At 58.0% G+C, this 14,898-nt stretch carries 16 protein-coding genes; 1 reads left to right on the top strand and 15 read right to left on the bottom strand.

Annotated elements, in window-relative coordinates; translation table 11 throughout:
- Positions 1-25 precede the first annotated feature (25 nt).
- From ccmA to cysD, 15 genes are all read right to left on the bottom strand, one after another.
- The gene (ccmA, locus tag ACWGXF_RS10670; protein ID WP_256630301.1) at positions 26-715 is read right to left on the bottom strand and encodes a heme ABC exporter ATP-binding protein CcmA; all 690 of its coding nucleotides are present in this window, start codon (positions 713-715) and stop codon (positions 26-28) included.
- A gap of 4 nt (positions 716-719) precedes the next feature.
- Positions 720-1,364: a cytochrome c3 family protein gene (locus ACWGXF_RS10675; protein ID WP_012838109.1), complete on the bottom strand. Its 645-nt coding sequence runs from the start codon at positions 1,362-1,364 to the stop codon at positions 720-722.
- Between the two features lie 24 nt (positions 1,365-1,388).
- Positions 1,389-1,895 (bottom strand): nitrate reductase cytochrome c-type subunit, encoded by a 507-nt coding sequence (locus ACWGXF_RS10680; protein WP_034351940.1) that lies wholly within the window; start codon positions 1,893-1,895, stop codon positions 1,389-1,391.
- Between the two features lie 17 nt (positions 1,896-1,912).
- Positions 1,913-4,402 carry a periplasmic nitrate reductase subunit alpha gene (gene napA, locus ACWGXF_RS10685; protein ID WP_054075242.1) on the bottom strand — a complete coding sequence of 830 codons (2,490 nt, stop codon included), beginning with the start codon at positions 4,400-4,402 and terminating at the stop codon, positions 1,913-1,915.
- On the bottom strand, positions 4,395-4,697 hold the full coding sequence (locus tag ACWGXF_RS10690; protein ID WP_229228610.1) for a chaperone NapD: 303 nt from the start codon (positions 4,695-4,697) through the stop codon (positions 4,395-4,397). The genes napA and ACWGXF_RS10690 overlap by 8 nt, the downstream gene beginning before the upstream one ends.
- Complete coding sequence (gene napE, locus ACWGXF_RS10695) at positions 4,690-4,851, bottom strand: periplasmic nitrate reductase, NapE protein (RefSeq protein ID WP_003070148.1); 162 nt, start codon at positions 4,849-4,851, stop codon at positions 4,690-4,692. The genes ACWGXF_RS10690 and napE overlap by 8 nt, the downstream gene beginning before the upstream one ends.
- 750 nt (positions 4,852-5,601) lie before the next feature.
- A complete protein-coding gene (locus tag ACWGXF_RS10700) occupies positions 5,602-6,066 on the bottom strand; it encodes a nuclear transport factor 2 family protein (protein WP_012838113.1) in 465 nt (154 codons plus the stop codon).
- An 18-nt stretch (positions 6,067-6,084) separates the two neighbouring features.
- A complete protein-coding gene (locus ACWGXF_RS10705) occupies positions 6,085-6,879 on the bottom strand; it encodes an SDR family oxidoreductase (protein WP_012838114.1) in 795 nt (264 codons plus the stop codon).
- Between the two features lie 34 nt (positions 6,880-6,913).
- Positions 6,914-7,393, bottom strand: a complete 480-nt coding sequence (locus ACWGXF_RS10710; protein WP_003079789.1) for an SRPBCC domain-containing protein — start codon at positions 7,391-7,393, stop codon at positions 6,914-6,916.
- 13 nt (positions 7,394-7,406) lie between these two features.
- Positions 7,407-7,862 carry a nuclear transport factor 2 family protein gene (locus ACWGXF_RS10715; protein WP_034377520.1) on the bottom strand — a complete coding sequence of 152 codons (456 nt, stop codon included), beginning with the start codon at positions 7,860-7,862 and terminating at the stop codon, positions 7,407-7,409.
- Positions 7,863-7,893: 31 nt separating this feature from the next.
- A complete protein-coding gene (locus ACWGXF_RS10720; RefSeq protein WP_256630302.1) occupies positions 7,894-8,604 on the bottom strand; it encodes an EthD domain-containing protein in 711 nt (236 codons plus the stop codon).
- A gap of 23 nt (positions 8,605-8,627) precedes the next feature.
- Positions 8,628-9,815, bottom strand: a complete 1,188-nt coding sequence (locus ACWGXF_RS10725; protein WP_256630303.1) for a sulfotransferase family protein — start codon at positions 9,813-9,815, stop codon at positions 8,628-8,630.
- The gene (locus ACWGXF_RS10730; protein WP_012838118.1) at positions 9,812-10,921 is read right to left on the bottom strand and encodes a DUF1214 domain-containing protein; all 1,110 of its coding nucleotides are present in this window, start codon (positions 10,919-10,921) and stop codon (positions 9,812-9,814) included. The genes ACWGXF_RS10725 and ACWGXF_RS10730 overlap by 4 nt, the downstream gene beginning before the upstream one ends.
- 113 nt (positions 10,922-11,034) lie before the next feature.
- On the bottom strand, positions 11,035-12,948 hold the full coding sequence (cysN, locus tag ACWGXF_RS10735) for a sulfate adenylyltransferase subunit CysN (RefSeq protein ID WP_256630304.1): 1,914 nt from the start codon (positions 12,946-12,948) through the stop codon (positions 11,035-11,037).
- Entirely contained in the window at positions 12,948-14,444 is a 1,497-nt protein-coding gene (cysD, locus tag ACWGXF_RS10740; protein WP_440588474.1) for a sulfate adenylyltransferase subunit CysD, read from the bottom strand. Before cysD ends, cysN begins: the two co-directional genes overlap by 1 nt.
- Between cysD and ACWGXF_RS10745 the strand changes: the two genes are divergently transcribed.
- On the top strand, positions 14,328-14,876 hold the full coding sequence (locus ACWGXF_RS10745) for a hypothetical protein (protein WP_256630305.1): 549 nt from the start codon (positions 14,328-14,330) through the stop codon (positions 14,874-14,876). The two genes, cysD and ACWGXF_RS10745, sit on opposite strands and share 117 nt — an antisense overlap.
- Positions 14,877-14,898: the final 22 nt, after the last annotated feature.

The raw sequence follows: 14,898 nt of genomic DNA on the forward strand, positions 1-14,898 counted from the left end.
TTCAACTCTCTTGCGCACACAGCTCTCAGCAAACAGCCACCTGCTCATTCATTGCCGTCGTGACCACGGAGCGGGATAAGTCCAGCACCGACACCCGGGGCGTCGGCAGCACCAGGTTGCGGTGCGAAGCCACCACGGCCATTCCTCCTGAGGCCAGATGGTGCTCCAGTGCCTCGACCAGATATTGTTCGCCCTGGACATCCAGACAGCTGTCGGGTTCGTCCAGCAACCAAAACGGACGCTCGCCCAGCAAAACACGGGCCAGCCCCAGTCGCCGACGCTGACCCTGGGACAGTCGGCCAAAAGGCCGTGCGACGACTCCCGTCAACGACAAGGCCTGCAAAACGGCTTGCACGCGTGCTTCATTCCAGCTCACAGCCATCAGATCCAGCGCAAAGCGCAGATTCTCCATCCCTGTCAAGGTGTCGCTCATTCCTGCCTGATGTCCCATATAGGCCAGTTGCCGCTGGTAGGCTGGATCCTGAGGGGACAGCGTACCGCCGCACCACTGGAGGCTTCCAGTACGCCATGGCAGAAGGCCGGCCAGACAACGCAGCAGGCTGCTCTTGCCCGCGCCGTTTTGACCTCTGAGCATCAGGAGTTGGCCGTCACCGAGCTCCAAGCCCAGATCGCGCAGCACCACCCGGCCGCCGCGTACACAACCCAGGCCGGATATGCAAAGAAATCTGGAAGCAGCCGTGCCCAAGCCATTCATCCCGCTACTGCACCGACGCAACCGAAGCCTCAGGCCCTGGCACTTTCTGACCTGGCGTGTCGCTGGGGCCCTGTCCGGGAGGAATGTGAGGCAGCTTGTGGGCAATGCCCTTGTGGCAGTCGATACAGGTTTTTTCCTTGCTGGCCAAATAGGTGCTGTGCATGTTCTGCGCACGCAAACTCTGCCGCGTCATATCCATGGAGTCGTAGTTATGGCAGTTGCGGCACTCCAGAGAATCATTGGCCTTGAAGCGAGCCCACTCGTGCTGCGCCAACTCCAGCCGCTTGGCTTCGAATTTTTCTGGCGTGTCGATCGTTCCAAAGATCTTGCCCCAGACTTCCTTGGAGGCCTGCATCTTGCGAGCGATCTTGTCGGTCCAGTCGTGCGGCACATGACAGTTGGAGCACACGGCACGTACGCCCGAGCGGTTGGTGTAGTGGATCGTGCTCTTGAGCTCTGCAAACACGTTGTCCCGCATCTCGTGACAACCCGTGCAGAATTTCTCCGTATTGGTCAGCTCCATGGCGGTATTGAACGCGCCCCAGAAGAGGATGCCGCCGATGAAGCCGCCGATGGTCAGAAAGCCCAGGCTGAAATGTACGCTGGGGCGGCGGATCACCGCCCAGTAGCGCTTGAGAAGTGTCAACATAGATGAGCCTCGTGCGCCGCAGCGTCAGTTTTTCTTGGATGTCTTGCCCGACTGGGACTGCAGGGCCTTCAGGATCACGGTATCCACATCTTCGAAGGTGTTGCTGACCAGAGGGCGGACGGCATCCTGAGCCACATGGCATTGCTGGCAGAAGTAGCGTCGCGTGGACACCTGCCCCAACATGCGCCCGTCGCGGTCCATATAGTGCGTGACCGATACCGGCACTGCCTGCGAGATCTCGGCCTTGGTTCGCGAATGGCAGTCCATGCATTTGTTGAAGTTCTTGTCCACCTGGTAGCCATCAACGCGATGAGGGATCGTGGGCGGTTGCCAGGTGTAGTTGCGCGTGCGGCGCACGTCATCATTGACGGCATTGCCAAGCACTGGCGGTTTGGTTGCCTGCATGATGGGCGTGGGGCCACGCGCCGAGTCATAGAAGGTCTCCGCGATGGCGGCTGGTGTCCAGGCCATACCTATATTGAGCATGAGCAGCATGCCCACAAGACGGACGAGTTTGCGGAAGAAGTTCATGGTCAACCTCTCTTTCGTCAAACCTTGGTGATCTTCACAGCGCACTTCTTGAAGTCCGTCTGCAACGAAATCGGGTCGGTAGCATCCAGCGTCACCTTGTTGATCAGCTGGCTGGCGTCGAACCAGGGGACATAGACCAATCCGCGCGGCGGCTTGTTGCGGCCGCGCGTCTCGACGCGCGTGCGCATGGAGCCGCGCCGCGAGGACAGCTCCACTTCGCTGCCGCGGCGCACGCCCAGTGCCTTGGCATCGTCAGGATGCATGTAGCACAGTGCGTTAGGCACGGCACGATGCAGCTCGGGTACGCGCCGGGTCATGGATCCTGAGTGCCAGTGTTCAAGCACTCGGCCCGTGGAAAGCCAGAACGGGTAATCCTTGTCCGGAGCCTCCGCCGGTGGTTCGTACGGCAAGGCAAAGATGTTGGCCTTGCCGTCGATATTGCCGTAGAACTGGTAGCCCGTACCGGCTTTCACATAAGGGTCCGAGCCTTCGCGGTAACGCCAGAGCGTTTCCTTGCCGTTGACCACGGGCCAGCGCATGCCGCGCACCTTGTGGTACTGGTCGAACGGTGCCAGATCGTGGCCATGGCCACGGCCGAACGAGGCGTACTCCTCGAACAGACCTTTTTGCGGATAGAAGCCAAAGGCCTTGGCTTCCTCGTTTTCATAGGCGGGGTCCATGTCGGCCAAGGGGAACTTGTCCACGTTGCCGTTGCGGTACAGCACCTCGAACAGGGTCTTGCCGCGCAACTGGGGCTTCTTGGCCAGCAGTTCCTCGGGCCAGACTTCCTCGACCTTGAAACGCTTGGAAAACTCCATCAATTGCCACAGGTCGGAGCGCGCCTCACCAGGAGCCTTGACCAGCTGGTGCCAAAAGTGGGTGCGGCGCTCTGCATTGCCGTAGGCGCCTTCCTTTTCGACCCACATGGCCGACGGCAAGATCAGATCGGCGGCTACAGCTGTGACTGTGGGATAGACATCGGAGACCACCACGAAATTGTCAGGGTTGCGGTAGCCCGGGTAGCCTTCCTGCGCCAGGTTGGCGCCGGCCTGTATGTTGTTGTTGACCATCACCCAGTAGGCATTGAGCCTGCCGTCCTTGAGCGCACGGTTTTGTTCCACGGCATGGTAGCCGGGCTTGGGTGGAATCGTGCCTTCGGGCAGCTTCCAGATGGTTTCAGCAGTCTTGCGATGCTCAGGGTTCGTCACCACCATGTCCGCTGGCAGGCGGTGCGAGAAAGTGCCCACCTCACGCGCCGTTCCGCAGGCAGAAGGCTGACCCGTCAGTGAGAACGGGCTGTTGCCGGGTGTGGCGATCTTGCCCAGCAGCAAGTGGATGTTGTAGACCATGTTGTTGGCCCAGACACCGCGTGTGTGCTGGTTGAAACCCATGGTCCAGAACGACACCACCTTGCTATTGGGGTCTGCATAGAGCTCGGCAAGAGCCTTGAGACGGTTGGCCGGTACACCCGTGAGCTTGGTTGTGTACTCGAGCGTATAGGTGGATACGAACTTGGCGTATTCCTCGTAGTTTATGGACTTGGCACCATTGGGGTCCTTGGCGTTCTTGGCAGCCTTCTGCAGCGGATGCTCGGGACGCAGCCCGTAGCCGATATCGGTGTTGCCGAGCTTGAAATTGCAGTGCTTGGAGACAAAGTCCTTGTTGACCCTGCCTGTGGTGATGATGTGGTTGGCGATGTAGTTGAGTATGGCCAGGTCGGTCTGAGGCTTGAAGGTCAGAGACATGTCCGCCAACTCATACGAGCGGTGCTCGAAGGTGGACAGTACGGCCACCTTCACGCCCGGTGTGGACAGGCGCCTGTCGGTCACGCGCGTCCACAGCACCGGATGCATTTCAGCCATGTTCGAGCCCCATAGCACAAAGGCAGTCGCGGCCTCGATGTCGTCATAGCAACCCATGGGCTCGTCCATGCCAAAGGTGCGCATGAAGCCGGCAACTGCCGAGGCCATGCAGTGCCTTGCATTGGGATCAATGTTGTTGGTGCGAAAGCCCGCCTTGAACAGCTTGGAGGCGGCATAGCCCTCCCATACCGTCCACTGGCCGGAGCCGAACATGCCCACCGCGTCGGCCCCCTTGGCCTTGAGCGTCTTTTTGAACTGCTCTGCCATGACGTCGAAGGCCGTATCCCAGGAAACCTGCTGGAATTCGCCATCCTTGGCATAGCGACCATTCTTCATGCGCAGCAACGGCTTTGTCAGACGATCACCGCCATACATGATCTTGGACAGGAAGTAACCCTTGACGCAGTTCAGTCCCCGGTTGACCTCGGCCTCAGGGTCACCCTGGGTGGCCACTACGCGGTTGTCCTTGACGGCCACCATGACGCCGCAACCTGTACCGCAAAAGCGGCATGGCGCCTTGGACCACTTCAGGTCGGCAGCCATTGCTCCTGCATCCTGGGACAGAACTTCTATGGGGATGCCTGCAACGGCCCCTGCGGCTGCGGCCGCAGATTGACGGACAAAATCACGCCTAGTGCTAGTCATGTGTTACCTCTTGGTTTAGCGACTGCCAGTTCTCAACATGCTGATAAACCAGGGATGCGTTGATTACGCCATCAAGCAGCTCAATCTGAGACACGCAATCAAGTATTTCTCTTGCATGGGGCGCTTCCAAGGTCACGACCAACTTGCCGGCCGGATGACTTCCATGTATTTGGGCGCCTTTGATCGTGACGATGCCAGCAGCTACTTGTGCCAGTGCATGGGGAAGCACATGCACAACCAGACTGGTGATATGCAAGTCGGTATGAGTTTCAATGGGCTCAGATTCTTCATGCATGTGGAGGGCCACCGATGATCATCTGATAAAACCAGATCGCAAAGCCGTAAGACGCAATCAGTACAACGGCCAATATAGGTGCCATAACAACTGCGAGAAATGCGAAGCTGCGCAACTCCTCGGTACGAGTCGATTCAGGCTGAGGTTCTGTCATTAGCAATCCCCCTTGGCTTGGATGCCTGAGCATCCATGATTTGGCGATAGAGATCCGATAACGAACTTTGCCACGAGATTACCTACAAAATTGACTTGCAACAAGGTTCTTCTTGATTCGTTGCTTTGCATCAATTCCTTCATCAAGATTTCATCGAGTGAATTGACATTCAAGTAAATACCTCGGGCGTTGACTAAATAGCCGGCGGAATCAAGCGCGGCTTGGATCAGCCCTCTGCAAACTGAATTCGCGCCTCAATCTCGCACTGACCCGTTGAAGTTGAGGCGTGAAATCTGGCCTGAAACCGATAGCCGCCGCCTGTTGCTTGCTTGAAAGCCGTCACTGGATCGCCTGACTGACACAGAGAGGGAATCGGGGTATCGTGCGGCCGTAATCAATGATGGCAATCAGCGGGAGAAAGCCAGTCTTGCACAAGAGATTGCTGCAGATTGTGGATTTGGTGACTCAATACAGCGCAGGACCTCGCGGTATTCAAGACGCGCTCCTCTCGGCCAGACGGGAAGCGGTAACGAGTCTCATGCGAGCTCAACCTGGATTTGTGCAAGCTCAAAGCATCACCGTGACGAGCACGATGCGCATCGAACCAAAAAGCGCTCCACAAAAGCGCTTTATAGGAGTAAAAGAATCTAGGGGCAGAGCTCCGCTCCTGCTCGTCCATCAGCCTGCATTGGACTGCCCCTAGACATGTCTACCTGCTAAGGGAAAGTCCAATAGCAGTCTTAATGTCGCTTATAAGCTGCTCGTAATAGGTCGCGATGTGATGCGACAACCACTGCTCAGAGGTTCAATCATCTCCAGCAGCCGCTTGTAGCCCGTGCGCTGCACCCGCCACTGACCGGCGACCCTGGTATAGCAGTCCTCATATAGCGCACTGCCGGTGAGTATGGTCTGCTCATCCAGATTGATGAACAGATCATTGAGGTACCAGATGCCGGTGGCCGTGTCACCGTCGACCCTGATTTCCGGTGTATGCCCGTGGTGCATGCCAAAGCGCCGATGGGTGAAGGCATTGCGGTAGAAGTTCATGGCTTCATCAATGCCATTGATCTCATACTGGTAAGTCGGGCTGTCGAAGCGAATATGGACAGCATCGGCCAGAACGGTTTTCAGAAGCTCCAGATTGCAGGTGTCGATGCCGCGAAAGTAGCGCGCCTTGAGCTGTTTGATTTCTTCAATATCCAGAAGAGTTTGCATGCTGTTCCCCGCTGGAATTTAGTGAGGCAGGTAATGGCCGCCACTGACGTCCAGTTGGGCGCCGGTCACCACGCGCGCATAGTCGCTGGCCAGATACAGCGCGGCAGAGGCGCAATCGGCATCGTCGGGGATCTCGTTGCGCAATGGAATCTGCTGGGCAATCACATCGACCAGAGATTCCATGGACACGCCCTGGCGCTTGGCTTCCGCCTGGAAATAGCCTTTGACCGGTGCGCCCCACATCCAGCCGTTGTAGGTGCTGTTGACGCGAATGCCGAAGGGCCCCAGGTCTTCCGCCAGATATTGCACAGCGGTCTTGAGCGCGCCTTTGGATACTGCGTAACCGGCTTCGAGCTGATTGGGGCGGCGCGTTGCCATGGTGTTGATCATCACAATGCTGCCGTCTTTTTGCTTTTTCATCTGCGGCACCACGGCCTGGGTCATGTTCATGGAGCCGTAGAGATTGACTTCCATGACCTTGCGCCAGTCATCCATGGAGGAGTTGCTCGAAGAGCCCCAGGTCCCGTGGGCATAGGCCGAGTTGATCAGCGCATCGATGCGGCCGAACCTGGCAACGGTCAGCTCTGCAAGCCGCTGGCACTGCTCGGGCTGCGAGATATCGGTGGACACTTTGAGCGTCTCGCAGGAGTGGCCGGCATCGCGAATCGTTTGCTCTGCCTCATCGAGCATGGACTGTGTGCGGGCTGCCAGCACCACGGCCTTGGCCTGATATTCCGCCGCGCGCAGGGCGAGCTTGATGCCCATGCCGGGGCCGATGCCAGAGATGATGATGACTTTGTCTTTCAGAAGCATATGGGTCTCCTTGGATATATAGCCTGGGGGTTTCTCAGAATGCAGCCCGGGTGCGGGCAAAGTGCAGCTCTTCTGCGCGGTGCTTGACATCTTCGGCGACCTGGTCAAAGGCGATCTTTACCCAGGCGCCATGCTCGCGCATGATGGTGTCGGCGTTCAGTCCCAGGAACTGATCGGTGGTGAAGTAGGTGCAGCGGTTGGCGTCAATCGCCTCTATGTATTGATCCCGGCGCGCAGCGTCCTTGTTCTCGGGCACGGGGCGCTGTTCCCAGGACAGCAGTTGCTCGGGCTCAAACGCAACCAGGTATTCATTGACAGGCCAGACTTCACCCGTCAGCGGATGGCGTGTTTTCATCTCGACCAAGTCATTGAGCTTGAGCCCACAGCGGATGTCGGGGCAGAAGCGATTCCAGAGGCGGTAGTTCTCCAGATCGGCCAGCACTTCCCAGACCACGCTGGCGGGGGCATTGATTTCCACCTTGATGGAGGTGACGAGGTTGGCAGCTTTGGTCATTGGAGTGCTCGCTTCAGTTGATGGGCTTGGAGGTGATCTGCAACTGCTCGCTCAGCGGCTCCACGGTTTCAAGCAAGGTCTTGTAGCCCGTCTCTGCAATCCACCAGCGGCCATCGCGCTTGACATAACGGTCTTCATAGATCGCACCGCCATGCATATGCGTTTTCTCTTCGAGGTTGATGAAGACGTAGTTCAGATACCAGAGCGCGGTAGCTTCGTCTCCCTTGACCTCGATCTCCGGCGTGTGGCCGTTGTGCATGGCCAGGCGGGTCTTGGTAAAGGAGGTTTTGTAGAAGTCCAGCGCCTTGTCTATGCCTTCCAGATGGAATTCGTAAGCAGGGCTTTTGAAGGCCAGTTTGATGTCTGGCGTCAGCATGCCCTGCAGCAATTCCAGATTGCAGGTGTCGATGGCGCGAAAGTAGCGCGCCTTGAGCTGCTTGATCAACTCAATGGCTTCCAGGTCCAACATGTGTTTTGTCTCCGGTGGTAGTGGGTCAGTCTCAAGCGCTGACTTGATAGAAACTGGTGAGAATGCAATCGAGGCTGCTGAAATCCATGATGGGAGTCACAGATTCGGACATGTATTTCTGCCGCTGGCGCAGCAGGTCTTCATCTCCTTGCGTGTCATAGAAGCCGTGAGCACTGCCGATCGCGATATCGGGAAACTGCTCCTCGACGATGGCGTGGACTTCCGGTGCGTCTTCGGTCAAGCGTCGCACGACCAGGTTTTGCCGGTATCCGAAGATGGACTGCAGCGGGTAGGCATTGCTGCCATGGCCTTCACGCCAGTGAACCATCCATTCTTCAAAGTTCATGCCGATCGGCTTTCTGAACAGCGCCACCTGGCACATGCCCGGTGTGCGCTTGCCTAAAGCCACTTCGGCATCAAAACGCGCAATGCGCGCCTTGCGTTCTTCGGGGTAGGGCTCGGACTCGCAGACCAGATAGGCATGCAGGCTTGCCACCTGCTGCGCGATCAGTGCTTGCACCGGGCCCAGCATGGATGCGCTGTCCAGCCACAGACTGATCATTCCATCGAGAGGATGTTGGCTGAAAGTGATGCGCTGGCTTGCGGCCTTGTCCATGGCGTCATCGACAACCATCACACGAATCCGCGAGGCGCCACAGGCTTGCAGGGATCTTTGCAAATCCATCAGCGACAGGCGCCAACTTTCTGCCGAATGCTGTGCGGGGCGCCACAGGCTGAACATGATTTTTTCCATGAAAGCACCTCTCAGCTTTGGGTTGGCAGATGCCGGGATCGGTACAGCGCATAGTCGCGTTGCATCTGCTGCTCGCTCAGGCCAAAGGTCTCGAGGCTGTAGTCATGACCCGCACGCTTTTCCCGGCCGTTGCCAGACAGCCATTGCTGTGCATCGGTGCGGGCTTTCTCGGTGAAGGGCATCTGGGCGAACTGATAGACAGCCTCCAGCACCTCCATGGGCTTGGCCACGGTGTCCGAGAAGTGGATATCCAGAAAGCGCCGGCTGTCCTGCTGCTCGCGCACTTGCATGGTGTGGTGAATACCACGCGCCATGCGGCTGTTCCACTGGCGGCCTGCCGAGCTAGGGTCAGGCTGGTCGCTGTAGATCTGCCACAGCGTATGCGCCATGCTGGCCATGGACGGGATGGTCTGCGCGGGCTCGCGATGGGTAAGAATGACCTGAGCTCGGGGAAAGACGGACAGCAGAATTTCCAGCGTGTGCAAATGCTGCGGGGCTTTGAGCAGCCAGCGCTGGCCCTGTGCCTCGCCGCGCTGGCTCTTTTGCCATTGCAGAAACTGCAGCATCTTCTTGAGCTGCGTATAGACGGGGCGCTGATCCTGCTGATCGAGCCAGGAGGTGTAGCTGGGCACATCGGCGTAAGCGTCCATGGCGCAGAGAAAGGAATGCTCCATGAGCATGAATTCCTCGTCGCACAGCGTGGCGCTCATGGGGTGGATGGACAGAATCTGGGGAATCGCCTCAATCGTCTGCGCTACTTCCGTCTTGGCCATTGCAATGCGGTTGGCGCAGTCCTGCGGGCCTTCGCCGGTCAATGGTGCAGGGTAGCGGGTCTCCCACCAGGCAGCAGAGTAAAAGCGCGGGTCTACGGCCAGTGTTCGCTGCAGCATGGTGGTGCCGGTGCGCGGCAGGCCCACGATGACCAATGGGTCTTCGATCTCGATCTGTGCAATTTCGGGGAAGCGCTGGAGATAGTCCTCCATGAGCAGGCGATTGACCAACTGGCCCACGAGTCGCTCGTGCATCATGGCAATGCCGGTTGCCGACAGCTTGGCTTCGGTGTTCAGGGCTCGCGTCAGAACTTCCAGCGCTTGCCGGTAGTTGTCGTTGCCAAAATCTCTGAGGCCTGGTACACGCTCACATGCTGCTTGCAGCAGTTCTTCGACGTGCAGGGTTTGGGGTGTCACAGGGGCATTCATACAGTCTCCAGCAACTGGTCTATCGAGATCACTTTGGTGGTGGGGTGGCACTGCTCCTTGGCGCCAACCCAGCGCAGGCACATGGTTCCCTGGCGTATGCCGGCGGTCTGCAGCCAGTTGGCAATGCCGGGGTCTTTTTCGCTCAGCACCAGAGTGACGCCGCCGTTTTCGTCGTATTGCGCCTGGTGCTTGTTGATGCAGATCTGGTGGTAGCGGTAGTCCAGAGACTCCAGCCAGTAGTTATTGATCTGCAGATTCCAGAACGAGCATTCCGGCACCTTATCGATATGGATGACCAGGGCCTGGTCCTCGCGCAGTTCCCAATGCGAGTGGTAGTAGAAAATATTGGGATCACCGCCCACGGACTGGCAGTAGGCCTGATCGGCTGGCGGCAACTGATTGCTATGTGGAAGATAGCTTTGTGCCCAGTCGGCAAATAGCTTCGCCGTGTTCTCGACAAAAGACGTTACGCGCTGCAGCGATTGCGCCAGAACCAGGGGATCCAGCGGGCCGGGGGTGTCCGTGGTGCCAATGCGCTCGATGGCAAGCTTGGCGGGCACTTCGCTCTTGCGATCCATGAAGGTTTGGCGCACCAGCAGCGACACCGAGGCATCCTCCATGGGCAGCCAGTTACCCGGCTGCGGGTCACGGCTGACGATGAGTTCGAAGTCACCGTTCTCGTCAGTCTTGAGCTGTGTGGCGTCGATAAATCCGGTGACAACCATGCGGCCATCGGTTTCATAGCCGCCTTTTTGCGTGCAAAAGCTCAGGTACGAAACCGTGCCTCGATTGCCATGAATGCGGTATTTCATGGACCCGTTGAGGCGTGAGTATTCGTAGATGTTGTCCGGGTTGTCCGCGCCAATCTTGGCGGTTTCGTGCGAGGTCTTGAAGAAGCTGGGAAACGCCGGGTCGGCGAATTCCACATGCATCTCCAGCGCGATGCGCAGCAGTCGGGTCAGATAGCGATAGCCTTCTGCCCGCGTTGCGGGGTCGGCAGGGGTTTCGGGACGCAGAATCTGCTGGCCGCAGCGTTTGAGGTGATCGCAGAACTGCGACCAGGTTTCGCCGCTGAGCAGTTGCTCATTAATGGTTTGGGTATCCATGATCTGGCTTTCTTTGTGTGCCGCGCATTGCCAGGTGGTGGCTGTGTGCGGTGGGTGAAAGAAGAAAGAGGGGCGTTGCAAAGGCTGGCAACGCCACAGTTCATCCAGTTGCTTTAGTCTTCCGCGGCGATGATTTCGCGGGCCACCAGTTCGGCGATGATCTTGTCCACCGCCTCTTGCGCAGTCATCGTGGGGGTGGAGATATGAATGTCCGGAGACTCCGGCACTTCAAACGGTGAGTCGATCCCCGTGAAGTTCTTCAGCTCGCCACGGCGCACTTTCTTGTAGAGGCCCTTGGGGTCACGCTCTTCGGCAACGGAAAGCGGTGTGTCGATGAATACTTCGAGGAACTCGCCATCCTTCACCAGCTTGCGCGCCATTTCGCGTTCTGCCTGGAATGGCGAGATGAAGGCGGTGATGGCAATCAGCCCGGCGTCCACAAACAGCTTGCCCACTTCAGCGACGCGACGAATGTTTTCCACGCGGTCTGCATCGGTGAAGCCAAGGTCGCGATTGAGGCCGTGGCGCACGTTGTCGCCGTCGAGCAGATAGGTATGCCGGCCACGCGCATGCAAACGGGTTTCTAGCAGATTGGCAATGGTGGATTTGCCAGCGCCCGACAGACCGGTAAACCATAGCAGGGCCGGTTTTTGATGCAGGCGTTCGGCACGCGCTTCCTGGTTCACATTCACATGCTGCATATGAATGTTCTGCGAGCGACGCAGCGAAAAGTCGATCAGACCCGCGCCCACCGTGGCGTTGCTCAGGCGATCGATCAGGATGAAGCTGCCTGTTTCGCGATTGTCCTTATAGGAATCGAAAGCGATAGGCTGGCTGCTGGACAGATTGCAGACGCCGATTTCATTGAGCGCCAGTTCCTTGGCGGCCAGATGCTCCAGCGTGTTGACATTGATCTTGTACTTGGGGGCGGCGAAGGTGACGGGAATCGTCTTGCCGCCGATCTTCATCAGATAGGGCCGGCCGCCGAGCATGGGCTGCTCGTGCATCCAGATGAGCGTGACCTGGAACTGATCGGCCACATCGGAAGGTGCATCCGCAACCGCAATCACATCGCCCCGGCTGCAGTCCACCTCGTCGGCCAAGGTCATGGTAACGGACTGGCCAGCAACCGCCTGCTGCAGATCTCCGTCCTGGGTGACGATGCGCGCAACCTTGGTCACGCGCCCGCTAGGCAGGATGCGGACGCTGTCTCCGGGGTGAATCTGGCCGCTGGCAATGCAGCCCGCAAAGCCGCGGAAGTCGAGGTTGGGGCGATTGACCCATTGCACAGGCATGCGAAACGGCAGCTTTTGCTGGCGGGCTTCGTCGATTTCCACCGTCTCCAGATAGCCCATGAGCGTGGTGCCGCGGTACCAGGGCATGTGCTCGCTCTGCTCGGTGATGTTGTCACCACGCAAGGCCGACATGGGGATGGCCGTGATGTCTTCCAGATTGATCTTCTTGGCGAATTCGCGGTAGTCGGCCACGATGTCGTTGAAGATCTTTTCGGAGTAGCCCATCAAGTCCATCTTGTTGACGGCCAGCACGATTTTGCGGATGCCGATCAGCGATGCCAGATAGCTATGGCGCCTGGATTGAGTCAGCACACCGCGGCGCGCATCGATCATCACCACGGCCACATCGGCGGTGGAGGCACCAGTGACCATATTGCGGGTGTACTGCTCATGGCCGGGCGTGTCGGCCACGATGAACTTGCGCTGGTCGGTCGAGAAGAAGCGGTAGGCCACATCGATGGTGATGCCTTGCTCGCGCTCTGCGGCCAGACCATCGACGAGCAGCGCGAAGTCCAGCTCGCCGCCTTGCGTGCCGACTTTCTTGGAGTCCGCGACCAGTGCTTCCATCTGGTCCTCAAACAGCATCTTGGATTCGTACAGCAAGCGTCCGATCAGCGTGCTCTTGCCGTCATCCACGCTGCCGCAGGTGATGAAGCGCAGCAGGCTTTTCTGCTCGTGCGCCTTCAGGTATTTCTCGATATCTTCAGAGATGAGTGCGGATACATGTGACATCAGAAATACCCCTCTTGCTTCTTCTTTTCCATGGATGCGGCCGAGTCGTGGTCGATCATCCGGCCCTGTCGTTCCGAAGTACGGGTCAGCAGCATTTCCTGAATGATCTTGGGCAAGCTATTGGCGTCGGATTCGACGGCACCCGTCAGGGGGTAGCAGCCCAGGGTGCGAAAGCGAACATTGCGCATCATGGGAACTTCGCCACTCTTGAGCGGCATGCGCTCGTCATCGACCATCAGCAGCGTGCCGTCTCGCTCCACCACTGGGCGAGGCGCTGAAAAATAGAGTGGAACGATGGGGATGTTCTCGAGATAGATGTATTGCCAGATATCCAGCTCGGTCCAGTTGGACAGCGGGAACACTCGGATTGATTCGCCTTTGTTCTTGCGTGTGTTGTACAGATGCCAGAGTTCCGGACGCTGGTTCTTGGGATCCCAGCGGTGCTGGTCCGAGCGGAAGGAAAAGATGCGCTCCTTGGCGCGAGACTTCTCTTCATCGCGGCGCGCGCCACCAAAGGCGGCGTCGAAGCCATACTTGTCGAGAGCTTGCTTCAGGCCCTCGGTTTTCATGACGTCGGTATGAATTTGCGAGCCATGCTTGAACGGGCTGATGCCCATTTCAAGACCTTCTGGGTTGATGTGGACCAGCAGGTCCATACCCAGCTTGGCTGCCATCTGATCACGAAAGCGGTACATGTCCTGAAACTTCCAGGTCGTGTCCACATGCAGCAAAGGGAAGGGCGGCTTGGCGGGGTAGAAGGCCTTCATCGCCAGATGCAGCATGACCGCACTGTCCTTGCCGATGGAGTAGAGCATGACGGGGTTTTCTGCCTCGGCAACAACCTCGCGCATGGCCTGAATGCTTTCGGCTTCCAGCCTTTGCAAATGAGTCAGCACCACAGATTTCTCCTTGGTTTTTTGTTTTGGGTGCTGCCAACTGTAGGAGTCCGTTAAATCAAATCTTTGCGCGAATTGATGTTTTAGAAGTTGCTGCGCCATGCTCGCCATAGGGTCCAGCTTCGTTGACGTTGGGGTTCTGGCATAGGTGTTCTTCGGTACCAGCGATACGTCTTGCGCAGTCTTCAAGATGCGGCTGGCCAATTCGTTCGACTGGCTGAGCATCTCTGTGGCAGCAGGCAGATGAAACAGGCGCAGCCGGTCGTGGCTGTCGCTGGCAAGCGATGAAAAGGTGGCTGCGCGTTGCCACTGCATGGCGGCAAGCAGGGCAAAGATCTTGCCCTCGCTGGAGCACCTGAGGCGATCAAAAAAATCTTCCAGATGTGCAGCGCACAGGCTGCCTTCATACGGTTGCCAATACACCTTGCCGCGGTTGTTGACGGCACGCAAGATGCCATGCCTCAGGCGTCCGGGGCAGTTGTTATGGGCGCCAAAATCATCGATCCAGACAATGCTGGCGCTCTCTTTTCGGGCCTGCTCGCAAATATCCAGATAAGTGGTGGCATACCAGCGCTGCACATTGCTGGATGCCTGCTTCATGCGCTTTGCAGGGCGGTCGGCATTCAGGTTCCAGCGCTGCAGGTACTGGGCGTTGGTACGCTCGGGCAAGTCAAGCTGCTGGCGCTGCAAGATCAGCTGCTGCATGGCTTCCAGCTGCCACAGCAAAAACGGCAGGCCATGGTCGGCGGGCTGGGTGCTGACCAGTTGCACATAGATGTCCTGCTCCTGTATGGCCGACAAGGAGCGGCCTTCGCCAGGTTTGCGGCCTCGCTCGCGCACAAGGACAGCGCTCCATCCCCCTTCCAGCCAGGCTTTGTGGGCGGCAATGATGGTTGGTGTGGACAGGCCGGTCGCCTTGCCGACCTCTTTGAGCGTTTTGCCTTCAAGCCGCAATTTCACGGCTTGAATTCGCAGTGGATTGATTTCCTGGACACTGAGTTTCTTACCAACAGCCATGCGCATTCCTGTTAAACATTCACTCGCTTATTCGCGA

The sequence above is a fragment of the Comamonas sp. HJ-2 genome, assembly GCF_053615495.1.

What these genes read in the sequence shown, in the direction of transcription:
- ccmA (WP_256630301.1), bottom strand. Translation starts at nt 715, where the DNA reads ATGAATGGCTTGGGCACGGCTGCTTCCAGATTTCTTTGCATATCCGGC.
- ACWGXF_RS10675 (WP_012838109.1), bottom strand. Translation starts at nt 1,364, where the DNA reads ATGTTGACACTTCTCAAGCGCTACTGGGCGGTGATCCGCCGCCCCAGC.
- ACWGXF_RS10680 (WP_034351940.1), bottom strand. Translation starts at nt 1,895, where the DNA reads ATGAACTTCTTCCGCAAACTCGTCCGTCTTGTGGGCATGCTGCTCATG.
- napA (WP_054075242.1), bottom strand. Translation starts at nt 4,402, where the DNA reads ATGACTAGCACTAGGCGTGATTTTGTCCGTCAATCTGCGGCCGCAGCC.
- ACWGXF_RS10690 (WP_229228610.1), bottom strand. Translation starts at nt 4,697, where the DNA reads ATGCATGAAGAATCTGAGCCCATTGAAACTCATACCGACTTGCATATC.
- napE (WP_003070148.1), bottom strand. Translation starts at nt 4,851, where the DNA reads ATGACAGAACCTCAGCCTGAATCGACTCGTACCGAGGAGTTGCGCAGC.
- ACWGXF_RS10700 (WP_012838113.1), bottom strand. Translation starts at nt 6,066, where the DNA reads ATGCAAACTCTTCTGGATATTGAAGAAATCAAACAGCTCAAGGCGCGC.
- ACWGXF_RS10705 (WP_012838114.1), bottom strand. Translation starts at nt 6,879, where the DNA reads ATGCTTCTGAAAGACAAAGTCATCATCATCTCTGGCATCGGCCCCGGC.
- ACWGXF_RS10710 (WP_003079789.1), bottom strand. Translation starts at nt 7,393, where the DNA reads ATGACCAAAGCTGCCAACCTCGTCACCTCCATCAAGGTGGAAATCAAT.
- ACWGXF_RS10715 (WP_034377520.1), bottom strand. Translation starts at nt 7,862, where the DNA reads ATGTTGGACCTGGAAGCCATTGAGTTGATCAAGCAGCTCAAGGCGCGC.
- ACWGXF_RS10720 (WP_256630302.1), bottom strand. Translation starts at nt 8,604, where the DNA reads ATGTTCAGCCTGTGGCGCCCCGCACAGCATTCGGCAGAAAGTTGGCGC.
- ACWGXF_RS10725 (WP_256630303.1), bottom strand. Translation starts at nt 9,815, where the DNA reads ATGAATGCCCCTGTGACACCCCAAACCCTGCACGTCGAAGAACTGCTG.
- ACWGXF_RS10730 (WP_012838118.1), bottom strand. Translation starts at nt 10,921, where the DNA reads ATGGATACCCAAACCATTAATGAGCAACTGCTCAGCGGCGAAACCTGG.
- cysN (WP_256630304.1), bottom strand. Translation starts at nt 12,948, where the DNA reads ATGTCACATGTATCCGCACTCATCTCTGAAGATATCGAGAAATACCTG.
- ACWGXF_RS10745 (WP_256630305.1), top strand. Translation starts at nt 14,328, where the DNA reads ATGGGCGCCAAAATCATCGATCCAGACAATGCTGGCGCTCTCTTTTCG.
- cysD (WP_440588474.1), bottom strand. Translation starts at nt 14,444, where the DNA reads ATGAAGCAGGCATCCAGCAATGTGCAGCGCTGGTATGCCACCACTTAT.